This is a genomic window from Acetobacter suratthaniensis (assembly GCF_017377745.1).
GTDB classification, from domain to species: domain Bacteria; phylum Pseudomonadota; class Alphaproteobacteria; order Acetobacterales; family Acetobacteraceae; genus Acetobacter; species Acetobacter suratthaniensis.
The window spans coordinates 257,381-275,506 of sequence record NZ_JAFVMG010000002.1; the positions used below are offsets into that span (position 1 = coordinate 257,381).

Genomic DNA, 18,126 nt, shown 5'->3' on the forward strand with positions numbered 1-18,126 from the left:
CCACAAAAAGACATTCACTGTGACATAAAAGCCGCCATCATTTTAACCACCGTCAAACAGTGGAAAAATAATCATGCCATCGTTAATGCCCGATGAAAAATAAACCATTTTTACGGAATTTTTTCTTAACAATACTCAAATCAGATTATTTATTTTTATATCGAAACATAATACTGGCAGATTCTACGCCGCTTCAGGCTGCCAGCACCATTGGCAACACATCGGAAACAAGGCGACAGGACAGTTCGGCTTCGTCCTGTTTTGAAAGCGCATACCGGCGCATCATCAACAGTGGCAGGGTGATCGCCCCCATGACCATCATCAATGTCAGTTCCGGTGAGCCGCCATGCCGCAACAGCCCGCCTGCCTGTGCTTCGCGCAGCAGGGGCAGCATGGCATCCTGATAAGGTTCCCAGACAGCACGCAGGATATAGTCCTGACGCTCTCCCGGCAGGCTGAGTTCATCAGCGAGAAATTTTGACAGCTCTGGAATATCACAGTGGGCGGTAATAAAGCGTGTCAGACCTTCGCGCACCCGCTCCTCGGTCGAGCCGGATGCCCCGTGTAATGCTTCGATAGAACGGCGCGCGGCCCCCAACCGCTGTGCGATTTCATCCACCACAGCTTTCCATAGCGCAAATTTTGAGCCGAACTGGTGGGAAATAAGTGCAGGATCAACCCCTGCCCCATCCGCGATCTCCCGCAGGCCGGTACCTTCATAGCCCTTGCGTGAAAAGCCGTGCAGCGCAGCGCCAAGAATGGCCTCGCGCGCGGCGGGGGTTCCCTTCGCAGGCCGACCACGGCGGCGGCCACCCGCAGGGAGCGCGTTATGTTTAACCGGCACGTAACAGCCCCCGTTGAGTTCAACGCAGTAAACCTAGCATCAGCCCCCAACTCTTTCCATGCAGGCCGAACGGCAAAAACCCTTCAGCCCCCACGAGCCTGCCACAGCGCCAACAGGCGCTGCCTCAGGGCCGGGCGGCTGGCATATAGATACAGTCCCTTTGTTGGGCGCGTCATCAAGACATTCAAAGCATTGAGCATGATCTGCTCGCTGAGTGCTGCGGGGTTCTCGATACCTGCCTTGCCTGCAAACGCCGCACTATCCTCATAGCACGAGGTATCAAGTATAATCCGGTCGGTTTTCGCATCGTAATCTACGCTCGGGCCAAGGATCAGGCCCACGTAATTCAGGTCAAACCCCTGAACGGTATAAACCGACCCGACTTCATCAATCGTATCCGCCCGCTCGGCCCAAGGCAGCCTGGCTTCGGGTAGGGAGCGATCCCAGCGCAGGTGAAAACGTCCTTCGGTAATGAAATGATCCTGCCCATTGAGCACATAAGGGTAATCATATGTTGCCAGCATCCTGCACAACCCGACCTCCGCCTCGTGCTGGCGTATGGTCTCATACAGGGTCTGGGCATCCTCAAAAATACGGAAGTCAAAAGGCTGCGGCGCGGGCAATGGTAAAAGCCTGCACTGGCAGAATGCTTCAATCCAGTGCGATACATCCGCATGGGCACACATACGGAACTGGGTTGTGAGCCGGTATGTAACAACCTGCCTTTCACCCAAAAGATGGTGCAGGGATTGCTCACTCCAGAAGCTTTTAAACTTCAACACCTGCCGAGGATCGAACACCATCACCACAACACGGCTTGCGCGCAGAATTTCCTCAAGCTGGTTATCTTGCAAAAAACGGTTGTAGGCATCCCTGCGGCTAAGCAGCAGGTGGGCTTCATCCACAAAAACAATGTCCGTTACGTGCCCTGTCTTGCGTGATTGATTGATAAAGGTGGTCGGCCGTTCATAATCCCGCTTGCGCAGACCCGGCACATCTTCGGCAATGCGCCGGTAGAGCTTGATCATTTCAGGATGATTGACAAGAAAACGCAGGCTTGGAGCTGCCTGCCCGCCTCCGCCACCTACACCTGCCTGCTGCCGCAAGCGGGCAAAAGCCGCATTCATCACCACGCTTTTGCCCGTGCCAGCATCGCCCTGCAACACAAGCACCGCCCCCTTACCCTGCTCATGATCCTGACAAAAAGCCACGATCTTACAAACCAGTTTCTCCTGCTCAGCCGTCAGCGCCCGATCAGGCGCAAGCTTGAGGTCGGCTCGGTTGTCTGAAACGGACATGGGCGAAAAACACTCCCTCCGGGGTTGATTGACGGCTCTTGCCACCCGCGCCACATTTATTCAACGCTCAAAGACTTTATACCCGCCTACCTGCAAGCCAAGGAGAACCCCCATGCCCGACAAGACCTCCGCATGACCGTGCAGCAGCCACCGACAGCGCCGGATAAGGGGGGCTTTGTGCATGTACGGGGTGCGCGCGAGCATAACCTGCGTGATGTCAGCGTGGATATCCCGCGTGACCGGCTGGTGGTTTTTACGGGGGTTTCGGGGTCGGGCAAGTCTTCTCTGGCATTTGGCACACTCTACGCCGAGGCCCAGAGGCGCTACCTTGAATCCGTCTCGCCCTATGCACGCCGCCTTTTTCAACAGATGCCTGTACCCGAGGTGGATCGGATCGACGGTCTGCCCCCTGCCATAGCGCTCCAGCAACAGCGTGGCGGCGGCTCTGAGCGCTCGACTGTTGGCTCTATCACCACGCTGTCCAACCATTTACGCATGCTCTATTCGCGCGCGGGCACATACCCGCCCGGTGCCCCACGGCTGGAGGCCGAAGCCTTCTCCCCCAACACCCCCATGGGGGCCTGCCCGCGCTGCCACGGACTCGGCCGCATTCATGATGTGACAGAGCGCAGTCTTGTACCCGATCCATCGCTCAGCATCCGCCAACGCGCGGTTGCTGCATGGCCTACCGCATGGCAGGGGCAGAACCTACGCGACATTCTCATTACCAAAGGTGTGGATGTCGATACCCCCTGGCAAGACCTGCCCAAAGCCACCCGGGACTGGATTCTTTTTACCGAAGACACCCCGACTTACCCGGTCTATCCGGGGCTGACACATGCTCAGGTAGTGCAGGCCATAGCCCGTGGGGTCGAACCCTCCTATCAGGGCACATTCAGCGGAGCCCGGCGTTATGTGCTCCAGACCTTTGCCCATTCACAAAGTGCGCGCATGCGCCAGCGGGCTGAGCAGTTCATGCAATCAAGCGACTGCCCGCAATGTCATGGCCAGCGCCTGAATAGCGCGGCTTTAGCCGTCACTTTCGCTGGGCGCACAATCGCGCAGATGACGGCCCTCCCGCTTGAAGACGTGGCGCAAACCCTCCGGCACGGCACGGACAGCACCGCGCAGGACGCCGTGGCCATTGCTGCCCGGCGCATTGCCGAGGACATGGCCGCACGCATTGATGTGCTGCTGGGTCTTGGGCTGGGTTACCTTCAGATGGCGCGCGGTGTGCAGACCCTTTCGCCCGGTGAATACCAGCGGCTTCGACTTGGCACACAAATCCGCTCCAACCTGTTTGGCGTGGTTTATGTGCTGGATGAACCATCAGCCGGGCTGCATCCGGCTGATACCAACGCCCTGCTGGCTGCGCTGCAGAAGCTGCGCGATGCGGGCAATTCGCTTTTTCTTGTCGAACATAATCTGGATCTGATCCGTCAGGCGCAATGGGTTGTTGATGTCGGGCCGGGTGCTGGCACACATGGCGGTACCATTCTGTATTCCGGCCCGCTGGAAGGACTGCGCACCGTCAGCGCATCACGCACACGCGGTTATGTTTTTGCCTCGGATACGCGCACCCACTCCGTCCCCCGCACACCCGGTGGCTGGTTGCGGCTAGAAGGAATTGAATGGAACAACCTGCATGGGCTGGACATTGCCTTTCCACTCGGCGTGCTAAGCGCCGTCACCGGGGTATCTGGCTCGGGCAAATCCTCTCTGGTCAGTCAGGTACTGACACAGCTTGCAACCAAAGCCGTAGGCCAGAAAGGCCCTGAACACGACGAGAACGATACGGACACACCCGGCCCGGCCACCAGTGAGCCGCAGGGCCATATTGCGGCCGGGCTTGAAGGGATCAAACGCGTTGCTGTCATAGACCAAAAGCCCATAGGCCGCACGCCTCGCTCCAACCTTGCCACCTATACCGGCCTGTTCGATACGGTGCGCAAGCTCTTTGCCGCGACCGATCTGGCGCAGGAGCGAGGTTACGATGCGGGATATTTCTCCTTTAATGTGGCCAAAGGGCGCTGCCCAACCTGCGAGGGAGAAGGCTCGACCATGGTGGAACTGCTGTTTCTGCCCAGTGTTTATGCCCCCTGCCCCACCTGCCACGGCGCACGCTACAAGGCGGATATTCTGGAAGTGCTCTATCGCGGGCGTTCAATCGCAGATGTTCTGGCCATGAATGTGGAAGAAGCGGCCACATTTTTTGCCGACGAAACCGGCCCTGCGCAGTCACTTTCAACCCTGCTGCGGGGTGGCCTTGGCCACCTGCGTCTGGGCCAGCCCGCCACCGAACTGTCAGGAGGTGAGGCACAGCGTATCAAGCTGGCAACCGAACTGCAAAAACAGCGCCGGGGCCATACGCTCTACATTCTGGATGAGCCGACAACAGGCCTGCACCCTTCAGATGCTGACCGGCTGATGGAGCATTTGCAGGAACTGGTGGACGCGGGCAATACCGTTATTGTTGCCGAACACGACATGCGCCTTGTGGCGGGGGTAGATTGGGTCATCGACCTTGGCCCCGGCGCGGGTAACAAAGGCGGACGGGTTGTCGCGCAGGGCACTCCTGCGGACATTGCCCGCAATCCCACGAGCGTAACGGCGCCCTTTCTGGCCCGTCATATCAACGATACAAAGAGGCCTCCGGCTGCCAGCCCGTAAGGAGATGATGGCCAATTTCCTCATGTTTCCAATCAACCGGATCATGGAGCGAGAGCGTACGCGCATCCCGCCAGTAACGATCAAAGCCGATGGCGCGGCCTGCCCCCCGTGCGCCCATGCTGGCCATACTATCGGACGAAGCACGCAGGCTCACCCGGCTAGCCACAGAGCGGGCGGCATAGACCGCCATAGCAACCTGCGCACGCGAAATCGCGCCTGCGGCCCGCAGGTCAAGCCTGTTGGCCGCATCACGCACAAGAGCCACCGCTCCGGCCAGCTCTGCACCGATCTCACCAAACAGGCGCCGTGTCATCGGATCATCACTAGCCCTTTGGCCTTGTACTGAAATCCACGGCCGCGCCTGACTGCTTACAAAATCCGCGGCATGGCGAAGGGCTGCCACCCCTATCCCGACAAGAATGACTGAAAAACCATTCTGATACCGCAGAGACGCCCAGTCAGGCGGAGACTGGTTTTCTTTCGGCACCACCAACCCGGGGATGGTGCGCACATGATCGAGTATAACGGTACCGGAATCCGTGGCCCGCTGCCCCATAGCGTTCCAGTCTTCCTGTATAGTCAGGCCCGGTGCATCGCGCGGTATCAGATCAAAACGCATGGCGTGACAGGCGGCATCGTAAGAAGTAACAGCAATCAGATCCGCCCCAATCGCTCCGGTAGCGTAAATCTTGCGCCCGCTCAGGCTATGGCCACCCTGAACGGGCGTGGCAATGACATGACCGAACTCATCCGCCCGCGCCCCCGGCTCCGCAATGGCCTGACCGATGATAAGACACCGTGACACAATATCCTGCCCCAGCCTGTGGCAGGTAGCGTCATCCGCAAAGGTAAAGAGTTCACGCACCAGATCATCATGAACCTTGCATATCTGCGCGACCGATGGATCGGCTATGGCGAGACGAAACAGCACTTCCTGCGATTGGGCCTGTGTCAGCCCCCAGCCACCATGAGTGGTCGGTATGGCCGCCGCCATGAGGCCGCAGGCTTTCAGCGCGTTTATGGTGGCCACGGGGTAGCGCCCAACACGGTCAGCCTCCGCCGCCCCCTGAGCCACCACTCGGTCGATCACCTCATACAAAGTATCAATCCGCTGTCGTAGCGGTTCGGGCCAGACATAGGCCGGAACCAGCGCACCCAAAACGGAAGTATCCATGCCTTCGCCCTCAACATCAGGGAATAGAAACCTATTTATTCATCATATGTTGATTTTATGAAAGGCCCATGCTTAAAGAAATCACCGCCTGCCATCACAGCGAAAACAGGGAATGATCGTACGTAACTTCGCATTCTATGCCGACATGCCCGATGACATGCGCTACCTGCGCAAACCTGGCGGACAGCCGACATGGATCGAGCAGGATATGGTTTTTCTTCTCCCTCCCAGGCTCAAGGATTTTCGGAAAAACCTGTTCCATGTCCGGCGCGCTGAAAAAACAGAAAGTGCGCTTTACGCCTCGCTTTTTCAGGTAAAATGTATTGTAGCAGGTCAGGAAGACACAACCGGCTTTGACGGGCCTTACGATGTCTTCCCCTTTTACGAAAAAGTCTTTCGGCGCAGGCGCCAATACCGCGATTACTATGTGCTTTTTCTTTTTCGGCACAAAACCGATTACCAGAAATACATGCGGCTCTGCTAGGCGCAGACATTATGCTTTGAAAGAGAAGGTAGCTCTTTGTTATTAAAGCTCACGCTCTTGTCAAAGAATTTATTCAGTATATACATAAGACATCAACTGTGCATTTATGTATGGACTGTAACAATGTCTTCACATTTTTTTATTAAATCTGTCAGTTCTATTTGTGCTCTTTCTTCTTTGTTTTTTCTTTCAGGTTGCACAAACTGGGTAAAACCCGGTGCCGGGCCTGCTGAACTAAACGCAGCAACCACCCATTGCGATGCTGTATCTTATGCAACATTGCCAGTTAATACCGTTTCAGACGTACAGTTTGGCGCCAACTACGGTGACCGTGATAAGTGCGAAAAATATAGTTCCAATGGCTGCGTCAAAAGAGACGGTCGTTATTATTCCATCATTCACACGTCTCATGACACAAACAGTTATGGCCGCTCAGCCATCTTCCGTGACTGCATGATCCAGAACGGTTGGCATGATGAGTAAGGATGATCTGTACAGGTAAAGCTAGTCATAGTACTTCACACGTTATCTGAAGTGCAGGGAACCTGATATTTTCAGGCACCCTGCCATGTTTTACGTGGGCTTAGCCTTGAGCAGAAGGGCGGCAAAACCGACAAAAATCGCACCTGTAATACGGTTAAACACCCGCTTAATGGCTGGCCGCGCCAGATAGCGCGAAAGCGAATGTCCGCCAGCGGCATAAATCACATACCAAAAGCACTCAACCGCCGCGAAACTGGCAACCAGAATCATGAATTGCGGCACCTGAGCCGCTGCCGGATTAACAAACTGCGGCAGAAAAGCTGCCGCAAAAAGCAGCAGTTTTGGATTGCTGATACCAATCATAAAACCGCCGCGGAACAGAACCCTCGCTGGCAGTATAGCCGGGAGCACTTGGCCGCCGACATCAAGCGGCGTTACATCGCTTCGCCATGCCTTGATGCCCAGATAAAGCAGATACACCACACCTGCATAGCGCAATGCCGCGAATGCGCCGGGCAGCGCCAGCAATAGCGTGCTCAGCCCAGCAGCCGAAGCAATCAGCACCGTTACCAGTGCACACAGGCACCCGGCCATGGCCGCAATGCTGCGCTTCATCCCCATCTCGACGCTCCGTGACAGGATATGCAGCATATTGGGGCCGGGCGTGCCAGACAGCAAAAAGACGGCCGCGACAAAAAGCCACCATGTGTGAAGTGTCATGAGACCGTTTTCTCCTGCCCTTGTTCGTTGGCGACCATACCGGACAGCCTGTGGTTTTCACAACCTCTCGCGGACAGGCAAGCCCGCAGGCTTTACCAACAACCGCCCCAAAAATATTTCATGTAACAATCACACTGAAAACCATCACACGTAGCCGCACAACAAAACAGTCACCCAAAAAGACTCTATAAATTTTTAACAGACCACATAATGAAAGAAAAGATTAACAATACCCTCTCAATTTAACTGCTAAATGACGGCATCTTCAGGTTTATCTCCCTCCCTGTTGTGCCTTCCACGCAACCATCTGGCGGCTTCAGCCGCGCATTACAGACAAGAAAACAATCCAGCATGAAAAAACTGATTGCCGTTTCCGTTGTCAGCGTTCTCGTTATTGCGGAAGACGCTGCCGCCAAATCGACGTCAGGCGGGTCGTTCGAAATTGCCGCAGGCACCGTAACCACCCCACAGACACTCGGAGCCAATAAGAAAGGCATCATCGACCAAGGGGCCACGCTGACCAGCAGCAGCGCGATAACGGTAACAATTACCGGCAGCGCAACACTGACCAATAACGGCACGCTATCAGAAACCGGCAGCTCGCGGGCCGTGCGCATAACCGGAACAGGGATAGACGTAAACCTGAACAACGCGGCCGGGGCCAGTATTACCGCAGCCGGAGATGACACCATACAGTCGAAAGCGGATGCCTCCGTCAATATTACCAACGCAGGCAGCATTACCTCAGGCACCACCAGCACTGCCGGAGGTCAGGCCATAGACCTGAACAACGTTGTCAGTAAAACCAACACGATCACCAACCTCGCGACCGGCACCATAACCGCTTACGGTTCGGATGCTCTGCGTCCTGGCGCCAACGGCACCATTACGAATGCCGGCATTATTCAGGCGATCAATTCCGTGGATAACACCTCGGGCAATGATGCGATCGATGCACAGACAAACAGCGGCGTAACAATCAGTAATAGTGGCACAATCAGCAGCGCCCGGCACGGTATAACCGGCGGCAATACGGATGTTTCCACCTCCGGCGCCTATGTCATGAACATTACCAACCAGTCAGGTGGCACCATTATTGGTAACAATGGCGCGGGTATCAATATTGACGGCTTCAATGCCAATGAAGTCGTAACCATCAACAATAGCGGCACGCTCTCCGGCAACGGCATAACGGGCGATGGGGATGGCGTCGATGTTGACGGCGTTGTCGTCCTGACCAACAGCAGCACTGGCCAGATCATTTCCACTCAGGCGAATGGCGATACGAGCGAAGGGGTGACGGTAGGCGGCGGCACAATCGACAATTACGGTTTGATTGAAGGTCAAAACCCCGGTGGCGCATCGCACGGTATTACGCTGGCCGGTGTGGACAAAGACCCGACTACAGGCACGGCAATCCCGATCGAAGGAATTTATACGGACTCAACCATCCACAATTACAGCGGCGGTACAATCAAGGGTGATACCGGTTCGGGCATAGCCATTACCGGCGGAGCCACCACCCATACGGTTACGATTGATAATGATGCGGGCGCCACAATTGAAGGCGGCGGCAGCGATGCGGCAATCTCAACCGGTGTGACCACCACCACCATCAACAATGCCGGGATTATCCGCGCCAATGGCTCCGGCAAGGCCGTTGATTTTGGCACCGGAGCGAACAATGTACTCAGCATCACTGGCGGCAATGCCCAGATTATTGGCGATATTGACGGCGGCACAGGCAACAGTACCCTCATCATCAACCCCGGCACGGGTAACAGATTCAGCTACGGTGGCGCGATTTCGGGCTTTTCCCTGATCGAACTCGGCTCAGGCACAATCGCCCTGTCTGGCACCAATAATTATAGCGGCTCCACCAGACTGACCGCCGGCACGCTCAGCCTTGGCAGCAACAGCGCTCTGGGCACAAGCACGCTTGAAATGGCCGCCAACACGACACTCTCCTTCGCATCCAGCGGGCTGACCCTTGCCAACGCCATTTCCCTCGATGGTGATCCGACAATCGATGTTGCAAGCGGCACCGACACACTGGCAGGCACACTCAGCGATGGCAGCGCCCCCGGTGATCTGGTCAAGACCGGCGCAGGCACGCTCGTGCTGACCGGCGCCAACACCTATACCGGTGGCACCGAAGTAGCAGATGGCACCCTACAGGTTGACGGTAGCCTTACCAGCGCCGTCACGGTTGATAGCAGCGGCACGCTCTCAGGCGTGGGGCAAGTTGGCACCACCACGGTTTCAGGCATGCTGGCCCCCGGCGATACAGGAACCGGCACCCTGACGGTCAATGGCAACCTGACGCTGGGTTCAGGCTCCACCTATGCGCTCAACATCACACCGGATACGGCGCAAAGTCTGGTTTCCGTTACCGGAACCGCAGCCCTGCAGGGAGGCACGATTGATGTAACCGGCACTGGCAGCAACTGGCATAATCCCGTTGTGTTGCTACAGGCTGGCCAGGGAGTAAGCGGCACCTTTGGCACACTTGTCACCAACCTTGCTTATCTTTCCCCCATACTGACTTACAATGCGGATGATGTCTCGCTGTCTTTCCGCCGTAACGGCGTTGCTTTTACCGATGTCGGCATCACGCGCAACGAAGCCGCCGCAGGCAGCGGGCTGGCAGCCCTGTCATCCGGCACGCTGTATGATGCACTGGTAACAACCAGCACCACAACAGCCCGCACAGCGCTGAACACGCTTTCTGGCGAAATTCATGCCTCGGCCCGCACCGCCCTGATTCAGGACAGCCTGTATGTGCGCGATGCCATAACGGAACGCCTGCGGGCGGCTGACTGTATGCCCGGAGCAGGCAGCGGCCTGAAAACCGCCCATATCAGCAGCACCTGCCATACCGATGAAGCCGGTGTGTGGATGCAGGGCTACGGGGCGTTCAGTCACAACAGAGGCGATGGCAATGCAAGCGCCCTGACCGACAATGCCGGAGGCTTCATGCTGGGGGTCGATACGCCTCTGGCGGGCTGGCATATCGGGGTGGCGGCTGGATACGGGCATTCATCCTTCAGTTCCGGCTCTGTTGCCTCATGGGGGCATAGCGACAATGTCAGCATTGGGCCTTATGCTGGCACACACTGGGGGCGTCTGGGCCTGCGTATGGGGGTGACCTATACTTTTGACATGCTTTCAACCAGCCGCAATGTGGCCCTACCCGGCTATGCCGCGCGGCTGAACACCAGCTACAATGGTGGCACCACACAAGCTTTTGGGGATCTGGGCTACCGACTGAACATGGGGCCGCTCTGGGCTGAACCTTTTGCCAATGTGGCATGGGTTAATGTCCATACAGGACATTTTAACGAGCGTGGCAACAGCGAAGCATCCCTGACCGGTGATGCCGCTTCTGCCGCGACAACCTTTGCCACCTTTGGCTCCCGGCTGGCCGGGCAGGTGCGGGCTGGCCATCTGATCCTGACACCGCAAGCCACACTTGCCTACCGTCACGGTTTTGGCACACTGCGCCCGACAGCACGACAGTCCTTTACTGGTGGCAATGTTTTTGAAGTTGCGGGAACACCCGTGACACAAGATGCCGCACTGATCAAAACCGGCCTGCAGGCCAGATTGACCGACCGGATCATGATCAGCACCGATTATGTTGGCCAGTTCTCCACGGGCTATACCTCCAACGGCGTTACGGGCAGCCTTAAAATCAGTTTCTGAAACCCACCCCCGGAAAGCCTGCATACAGGGCTTTCCGGGCTACTGCGTCAGGCTGCGGCACACGCCATGTCATACTGGCGGCAGGCTTCAACATAGGCCGTAGAGACATGGGCAAATTTGCAGGCCTGCCACTGATGGTAATCGCGTACAAGCCGAGCTGAGATCCAACCTGACTTTCCTGTTTTACCGAAATCGTTTTCTAACTCGACCTTTTTCAGAAGCCGCGCAACATTTCCGCGTGAAACGCCATAACGCTGCGCCATGGCGCTCGCACTATCGAGGGCAATCTCTATCCGCTGAGCACCGTCTGCGGGCGATACTGTCACTGACCGGGTCATTTCATTCAGAATGGAAATACCCACTGTCGTACTGACAAGCTGCGCAATGGATTGCGGTGGAGCACTCAAAAAACTATCCTGCAGCATCAGGCCTGCAAAAACTGGATGCATGTAATTCAGGATTTCTGGGGTTGTGCGCGTAACCTCACTCCTGCCTGCCCCATCAATCTGGTCAAGTGCTTGCAGGTTAACACTGAGATAGACATGAAACATCTGCTCGGAAAAAGCGCTCATTCTATAAGCGCGCACTCGACCATCCTGACTGGGAATGGCTTCTATATAACCAAAATTCTGAATCTCCTTAAGGTAGCTCGTAACCGTATTGGGGCTAACCATGCTGCTCTGTTCAACCAGACTGTACAGATTGGTTGCGGTCAGGGGCGGGGCAGATGGATCAACCCGATGCTGAAAATGCAGTAAAAGAGCGGCATGCGTTAAAATCCATCGTCGCACATCAGCCACATAGCGCACTTCACGCGGCATCTGCTTGTGGATACGCAGCAATGCCTGATTACAGAAAGTCAGACAGTTCATAAACTGCGGCAACGCTGCGAGAGCCTTAGCCTCATAAACTGGTATATCGTTTACCATACCCACCTTTGTCCTCACCACCCCATGCAATGACACAGACAGTTTTCTTCTGCCCCGGACATCATGTTTGTCGCATTTTTGGGGATATCGCAAAATCCACCTTGATACGATGCAAAAACCAATCAATAATGCCGAAAATTTTACGACACAAAATATAATATAAAAAAATTATCCACCAAATAGTGTGGCAAAAAATTAAAGTGACGATCATTGAATTTAATATATTATTTTTTAATAATGCCTTTTTCTGATTACTTTTACCTTGTCTAATTTTCCAGTTTATTCTGGATAACCCCCTCATCCACATCCAACCCCACAGAACTAAAGACTGACTGATGCCCCTGACCCCCCGCATGCTTCTCCTTGGCGTAACCGCTCTCACCCCCAGTTTTGCCTGGGCGCAAGCCCTGCCCACGGGCGGCGCCTATGTAGCCGGATCGGGCAGTATCAATACGGCGGGGGCCACCACCACCATCGACCAGTCCTCCGCACGCGGGGTGATCAACTGGCAGGGCTTCTCCATCGGCGCAGGTGGGGCGGTTCAGTTCAACAACGGCAGCGGGGCCACCCTCAACCGGGTAACGGGTGATCAGCTCTCCTCCCTGCAGGGGCATCTGGGGGCTACCGGCACGGTGTTTCTCATCAACCCCAATGGGGTGGTGGTCGGCCCCGGCGGCACGGTGGTGACAGGCGGCAGCTTTGTGGCCTCAACCCGCGATACGCCTAATAGCGCCTTCATGAAGGGCGGCAACGTCACCCTGTCCGGCACGTCTGCGGGCACTGTCACCAATGCGGGCAAGATCACCAGCACCAACGGTAATGTGGTGCTGGTGGGGGCGGCTGTCAGCAACAGCGGCACAATCAGTGCCGCCGGTGGCACGGCCGCTCTGGTGGCGGGTAATCAGGTGGTGCTGAGCGAGGCGGATGGCCCGGCGGGCATCTATGTGGTGGCCGACAGCAAGGCTAAGGGCAACGCAACCAATACCGGGCAGATCAAGGCCGCCGCCGCCACACTGGCCTCAGCCGGGGGCAATGTTTACGCGCTGGCGGGCAACCGCGAAGGGCTGGTGCAGGCCACCGGCACCACAACGGTAAACGGACAGGTCTGGCTGAGTGCCCCCCACGGCACCGTAACGGTGGAAAGCACCACGCTGAGTGCCACCAATGCCGATGGCTCTGGCGGTGTCATCCGCGCCAATGGTGAGGCCGTAAGCCTTGGCGGCAAGGCCGTGCTGACTGCCTCGGCCAGCAAGAATGGCCGCAAGGGCGGGCAGATATTGATCGGCACCGACAGCGTGGGCGGCACCAATCTGGCCCGCCACACCACCGTGGCCTCGGGGGCGACCCTGAAAGCCACCGGTAAGGGCACGGGGGCTGGCGGCACAATCGAGACCTCGGCGCACACACTGGCAATAGGGGCTGCGACCGTCAGGGCCGGGCTGGGCGGAAGCTGGCTGCTCGACCCTGACAACCTGACAATCGACAGTGCTGCCGCCTCCACCATCAATGCCGCCCTGAACAGCGGCGTCAATGTCACCGAGCAGACATCGGCCACCACCGCATCGAACATCAACGGAGCGGGAACAAGCAGTTCGGGCATTGGGGATATTGTGCTTAACACCGCCCTGAACTGGAACAGCACCGCCAGCCTGATCCTGTCCGCCTATCACTCCATCACTCTCAATGCCGATATTACCGTGAATGGCGCAGGCACGCTGACCCTGACCACAAACAACGGCATCGGTGGCTCCAGCACCGGGGACGGAGCGGTGAACTTTGGCGGCTCCACCATCCAGTTCACCAGTTCTGCCCTGACCGCCGCCAATACCGCCAGCAGCAGCCCCCTGACCATCGATGGTCATGGCTACACGTTAATTACCACTGCAAACGAATTACAAAACGCCGTTGGCACATCAGGCTACTACGCTCTGGCCAAACCGCTCGATATGAGCAGCATCAGTAACTTCACGCCTCTGGCGCAAGATGGCTTTAGCGGCACCTTCAACGGGCTGGGCAATACCATTTCAAACCTTACTATTAATGACAGTACGGATTTGCGTGTGGGGCTGTTCAGCTACATCGTAACTTCAGGCGTCATCAGTCATGTGGGCCTGATTGGGGGAACTGTTACTGACAACTTCAGTAACCCTTATGGCTCTGTCGGCGAACTGGTAGGGTTTAACGCCAACGGAACGATCACCGATGCATATGCTACAGGGAACGTCATCGGCACGAATCCCGCTGCCTATATCGGTGGACTGGTGGGGTTGAATTACTCAACAATCACGGACTCATACGCGACAGGAAACGTCACCAGCACAAAAACCTACAACTATACCATAAATTACTACAGCTATTTAGGCGGGCTTGTAGGCTATAACGGTTACGGTGGAATAATCACCAACGCATATGCAACAGGTAATGTCGCCAACACAAACAGCAATAACCCCTATATAGTCGGGGGACTTGCAGGCAATAATAGCGGTACAATCTCCAATACATACAGTAGCGGATACGTCAGCAGCACAAACTACGCTTATAGAGGTACAGGCGGACTGGTGGGAACGAACAGCTCTCACATAAGCAACAGCTATTGGGATACCACCACCAGTGGACAAAGCAACGGCGGCAGCGATTATCCCACTGGACTAACCACGGCCCAACTGGCAGCAGCCCTCCCCACCGGCTTTGACACGACCATATGGGGCAACCTGAACAACCAGACCACGCCTTACCTGTTAGGCGTGCCCGCCAACCAGCAGGTCCTGTCCGGGAGCAATACGACATTTGGCACCAACGCAGGCACGCCCGTTACAATCATTCTGAACGCTGCGGGTCTGTCAGCCATCAACAGCAATCTGGCGGGCAATTATGGATTAGCCGCCGATATTGATGCCAGCAGCTTGGGCAATACCAGCCCGATTGGAGAAAATACGCCCTTTACCGGCATCTTCTATGGTGCTGGCCATACCATTGCCAATCTGACCATAGCTGATGCAACAGACCAATATGTCGGTCTGTTCGGACAATTGGGCGCTGGCGCAAAAATTGAAGACATCGGCCTGACCCAGGAAGCGATCAGCAGCACTTATGCAAATGGTACCTCAGTCGGTGGGCTGGTCGGCTACAATAATGGCGGCACGCTCTCGGCTGTTTACACGACCGGCACAGTCTCCGGACCTCAGTCTGCCGCCTCTACAACCAGCGTCGGTGGTCTGGTCGGGCAGAATGGCAATGTCGGGGCTAGTGGCAACACCATTACCAGCTCCTACTCCACTACCGCCGTATCGGGCGGTGATACGACATATATGGGCGGGTTAGTCGGCTGGAATTCAGGCACCATCACGTCTTCTTTTGCTTCGGGTGCCGTAAGCAGCAGCAATATTGGCAATACCTATAATTTTATCGGCGGATTGGTAGGGTGGAACGCTTCTGGCACCATTAAAACATCATACGCCACAGGCAATGTTTCAGGCGGCAATCTGGCAGGCGGACTGGTTGGCCAGAATCATTATGGCCATATTGAAGAAACATATGCGGCGGGAAACGTCACGGGCAATAACACGACCACCAATAGTGGCGGGCTTGTCGGTCATGATGACGTTAATGATCCCTCTCAACTGATCCTCGACAGTTATTCCACCGGGTCTGTTAATTCACTTACAGGACAGGTTGGGGGGCTTATCGGTGGCCTCAATAACGAAGCCTCTTCTACTTACGCAGACAGCCAATATTTCAGTCATGATTATTTTGATGTGACGACAACCGGGCAAAACGGCAATGCTAACCTAAACCTGGGCAATGGCGTTACTGGCCTGACCACAACACAATGGTCGCAGGGTTCAACCAGCCGTTTCAGCAATTCGGCTGACTGGGTTGCGGGATCGCCTTACCCCCTACTGGCGGCACTGCCATATGTTGTTATTACCGCTTCCGGAACCCAGATTTATGGCCAGAGCACGCCAAGCGTTATCATTACATCCATTCTCGATCAGTCGGGTAACAATGCGGCAAGCCTAACCGACACCCGTTCGCTGACATGGACTGCACCCGGCGTAAATTCGACCAGCAATGTCCACAGTTCCTCAGACCTGATCGGGCGTGGAGCAACCGCGACAGGCTATCAGGTCACCTACGCTGGCACTGACACTATTACCCCTGCCGCGCTCACCATCACGGCAAATAGCCAGACCGGCACTTACGGGCAGGCCACCACACTGAATAATTCAGCCTATACCGCCAACGGTCTGGTTAATGGCGATAAAGTCTCCAGCGCCACCCTTGCCACTAATGCCACCCGCCAGAGCAGTGTCGGCACCTACGCCATTACAGCCAGCGATGCACACGGCACCGGGCTAGAAAACTACACCATTACCTATACGACCGGCACCTACACTATTACTCCGGCAGCCCTGAGCATTACCGCTCTCGACCAGACCGGCACCTATGGGCAAAACCCAACGTTCAATAATACAGCTTTTAAAACCAACGGTCTGGTTAATGGAGATGCCGTTTCCAGTATCAGCCTCGCCACCACGGCAGACCGTCAGAGTAGTGTCGGCGCCTATGCCATGACAGCCAGCGACGCACGCGGCACCGGGCTAGGAAACTATGCCATTACCTACACGACCGGCAGTTACTACACTATTACTCCGGCAGCCCTGACCATTACCGCTCTCGACCAGACGGGCACCTATGGGCAGAACCCAACGCTCAATAATACCGCCTTTAAAACCAACGGCTTGGTCAATGGAAATTCCGTTTCCAGTGTCAGCCTCGCCACCATAGCAGACCGCCAGAGCAATGTCGGTGCCTACGCCATTACAGCCAGCGATGCACACGGCACCGGGCTAGGAAACTATGCCATTACCTATACGACCGGTGCCTACACCATTACTCCGGCAGCCCTGAGCATTACCGCTCTCGACCAGACCGGTATCTATGGGCAGACCCCAACGCTCAATAATGCCGCCTTTAAAACCAACGGTCTGGTCAATGGAGATTCCGTTTCCAGTATCAGCCTCGCCACCATAGCAGACCGCCAGAGCAATGTCGGTGCCTACGCCATCACAGCCAGCGATGCACACGGCACCGGGCTAGGAAACTATGCCATTACCTACACGACCGGTGCCTACACTATCACTCCGGCTGCTCTAAGCATTACCGCTCTCGACCAGACCGGCATCTATGGGCAGAACCCAACGTTCAATAATACAGCCTTTAAAACCAACGGTCTGGTCAATGGAGATGCCGTTTCCAGTATCAGCCTTGCCACCACAGCAGACCGCCAGAGTAGTGTCGGTGCCTATGCCATGACAGCCAGCGACGCACGCGGCACCGGGCTAGGAAACTATGCCATTACCTACACGACCGGTAGTTACTACACTATTACTCCGGCAGCCCTGAGCATTACCGCTCTCGACCAGACCGGCACCTATGGGCAGAACCCAACGCTCAATAATACTGCCTTTAAAACTAACGGTCTGATCAATGGAGATGCCGTTTCCAGTGTCAGCCTCGCCACCACGGCAGATCGTCAGAGCAGTGTCGGCGCCTATGCCATCACAGCCAGCAATGCCAAAGGCACGGGGCTAAACAATTATGCGATCACCTATCAGAACGGCCTCTATAACATCACCCGGATCAAGACCATTCCCATCTTCTGGCCCATGGCATCATTAAACGGCAATGGCCCCGCCCCATCGGGGGTGACAAGTCCCACAACAGCAGAAGCCGGAGACACCCCGGATCTGACACTGACAAATGCCTACAAACCCCTGACTCTGCCTGATGGCACAGCCGCCGCCACCACCAACACA

10 protein-coding genes are annotated in these 18,126 nt (G+C 56.1%); 5 read left to right on the forward strand and 5 right to left on the reverse strand.

Going from position 1 to position 18,126, the window contains the following annotated elements; genetic code table 11:
- Positions 1–193 precede the first annotated feature (193 nt).
- Both J2D75_RS04710 and J2D75_RS04715 read right to left on the reverse strand, forming a co-directional pair.
- Positions 194–844 carry a TetR family transcriptional regulator gene (locus tag J2D75_RS04710; protein ID WP_207853316.1) on the reverse strand — a complete coding sequence of 217 codons (651 nt, stop codon included), beginning with the start codon at positions 842–844 and terminating at the stop codon, positions 194–196.
- An 83-nt stretch (positions 845–927) separates the two neighbouring features.
- A complete protein-coding gene (locus J2D75_RS04715) occupies positions 928–2,142 on the reverse strand; it encodes a DUF2075 domain-containing protein (protein ID WP_207853317.1) in 1,215 nt (404 codons plus the stop codon).
- 132 nt (positions 2,143–2,274) lie between these two features.
- Between J2D75_RS04715 and J2D75_RS04720 the strand changes: the two genes are divergently transcribed.
- Positions 2,275–4,812 (forward strand): excinuclease ABC subunit UvrA, encoded by a 2,538-nt coding sequence (locus tag J2D75_RS04720; protein ID WP_207853320.1) that lies wholly within the window; start codon positions 2,275–2,277, stop codon positions 4,810–4,812.
- Here J2D75_RS04720 and J2D75_RS04725 read toward each other — a convergent pair.
- Positions 4,775–5,986, reverse strand: coding sequence for an acyl-CoA dehydrogenase family protein (locus tag J2D75_RS04725; RefSeq protein WP_207853321.1), 1,212 nt, complete (start codon positions 5,984–5,986; stop codon positions 4,775–4,777). The two genes, J2D75_RS04720 and J2D75_RS04725, sit on opposite strands and share 38 nt — an antisense overlap.
- 112 nt (positions 5,987–6,098) lie before the next feature.
- On the opposite strand from J2D75_RS04725, the gene J2D75_RS04730 reads away from it, so the two are divergent.
- Positions 6,099–6,470: a hypothetical protein gene (locus J2D75_RS04730; RefSeq protein WP_207853323.1), complete on the forward strand. Its 372-nt coding sequence runs from the start codon at positions 6,099–6,101 to the stop codon at positions 6,468–6,470.
- Between the two features lie 123 nt (positions 6,471–6,593).
- On the forward strand, positions 6,594–6,953 hold the full coding sequence (locus J2D75_RS04735) for a hypothetical protein (protein WP_207853325.1): 360 nt from the start codon (positions 6,594–6,596) through the stop codon (positions 6,951–6,953).
- A 90-nt stretch (positions 6,954–7,043) separates the two neighbouring features.
- On the opposite strand, the gene J2D75_RS04740 is transcribed toward J2D75_RS04735, so the two are convergent.
- Positions 7,044–7,673, reverse strand: a complete 630-nt coding sequence (locus J2D75_RS04740) for a LysE family translocator (protein WP_207853327.1) — start codon at positions 7,671–7,673, stop codon at positions 7,044–7,046.
- A gap of 351 nt (positions 7,674–8,024) precedes the next feature.
- On the opposite strand from J2D75_RS04740, the gene J2D75_RS04745 reads away from it, so the two are divergent.
- Positions 8,025–11,378, forward strand: a complete 3,354-nt coding sequence (locus tag J2D75_RS04745) for an autotransporter outer membrane beta-barrel domain-containing protein (RefSeq protein ID WP_207853329.1) — start codon at positions 8,025–8,027, stop codon at positions 11,376–11,378.
- 47 nt (positions 11,379–11,425) lie between these two features.
- Here the strand turns inward: J2D75_RS04745 and J2D75_RS04750 are convergent, their stop codons facing one another.
- Positions 11,426–12,307: a hypothetical protein gene (locus tag J2D75_RS04750; protein ID WP_207853331.1), complete on the reverse strand. Its 882-nt coding sequence runs from the start codon at positions 12,305–12,307 to the stop codon at positions 11,426–11,428.
- A 335-nt stretch (positions 12,308–12,642) separates the two neighbouring features.
- On the opposite strand from J2D75_RS04750, the gene J2D75_RS04755 reads away from it, so the two are divergent.
- Positions 12,643–18,126 (forward strand): MBG domain-containing protein (locus J2D75_RS04755; protein ID WP_207853333.1); only part of this gene is annotated, 5,484 nt, incomplete at its 3' end.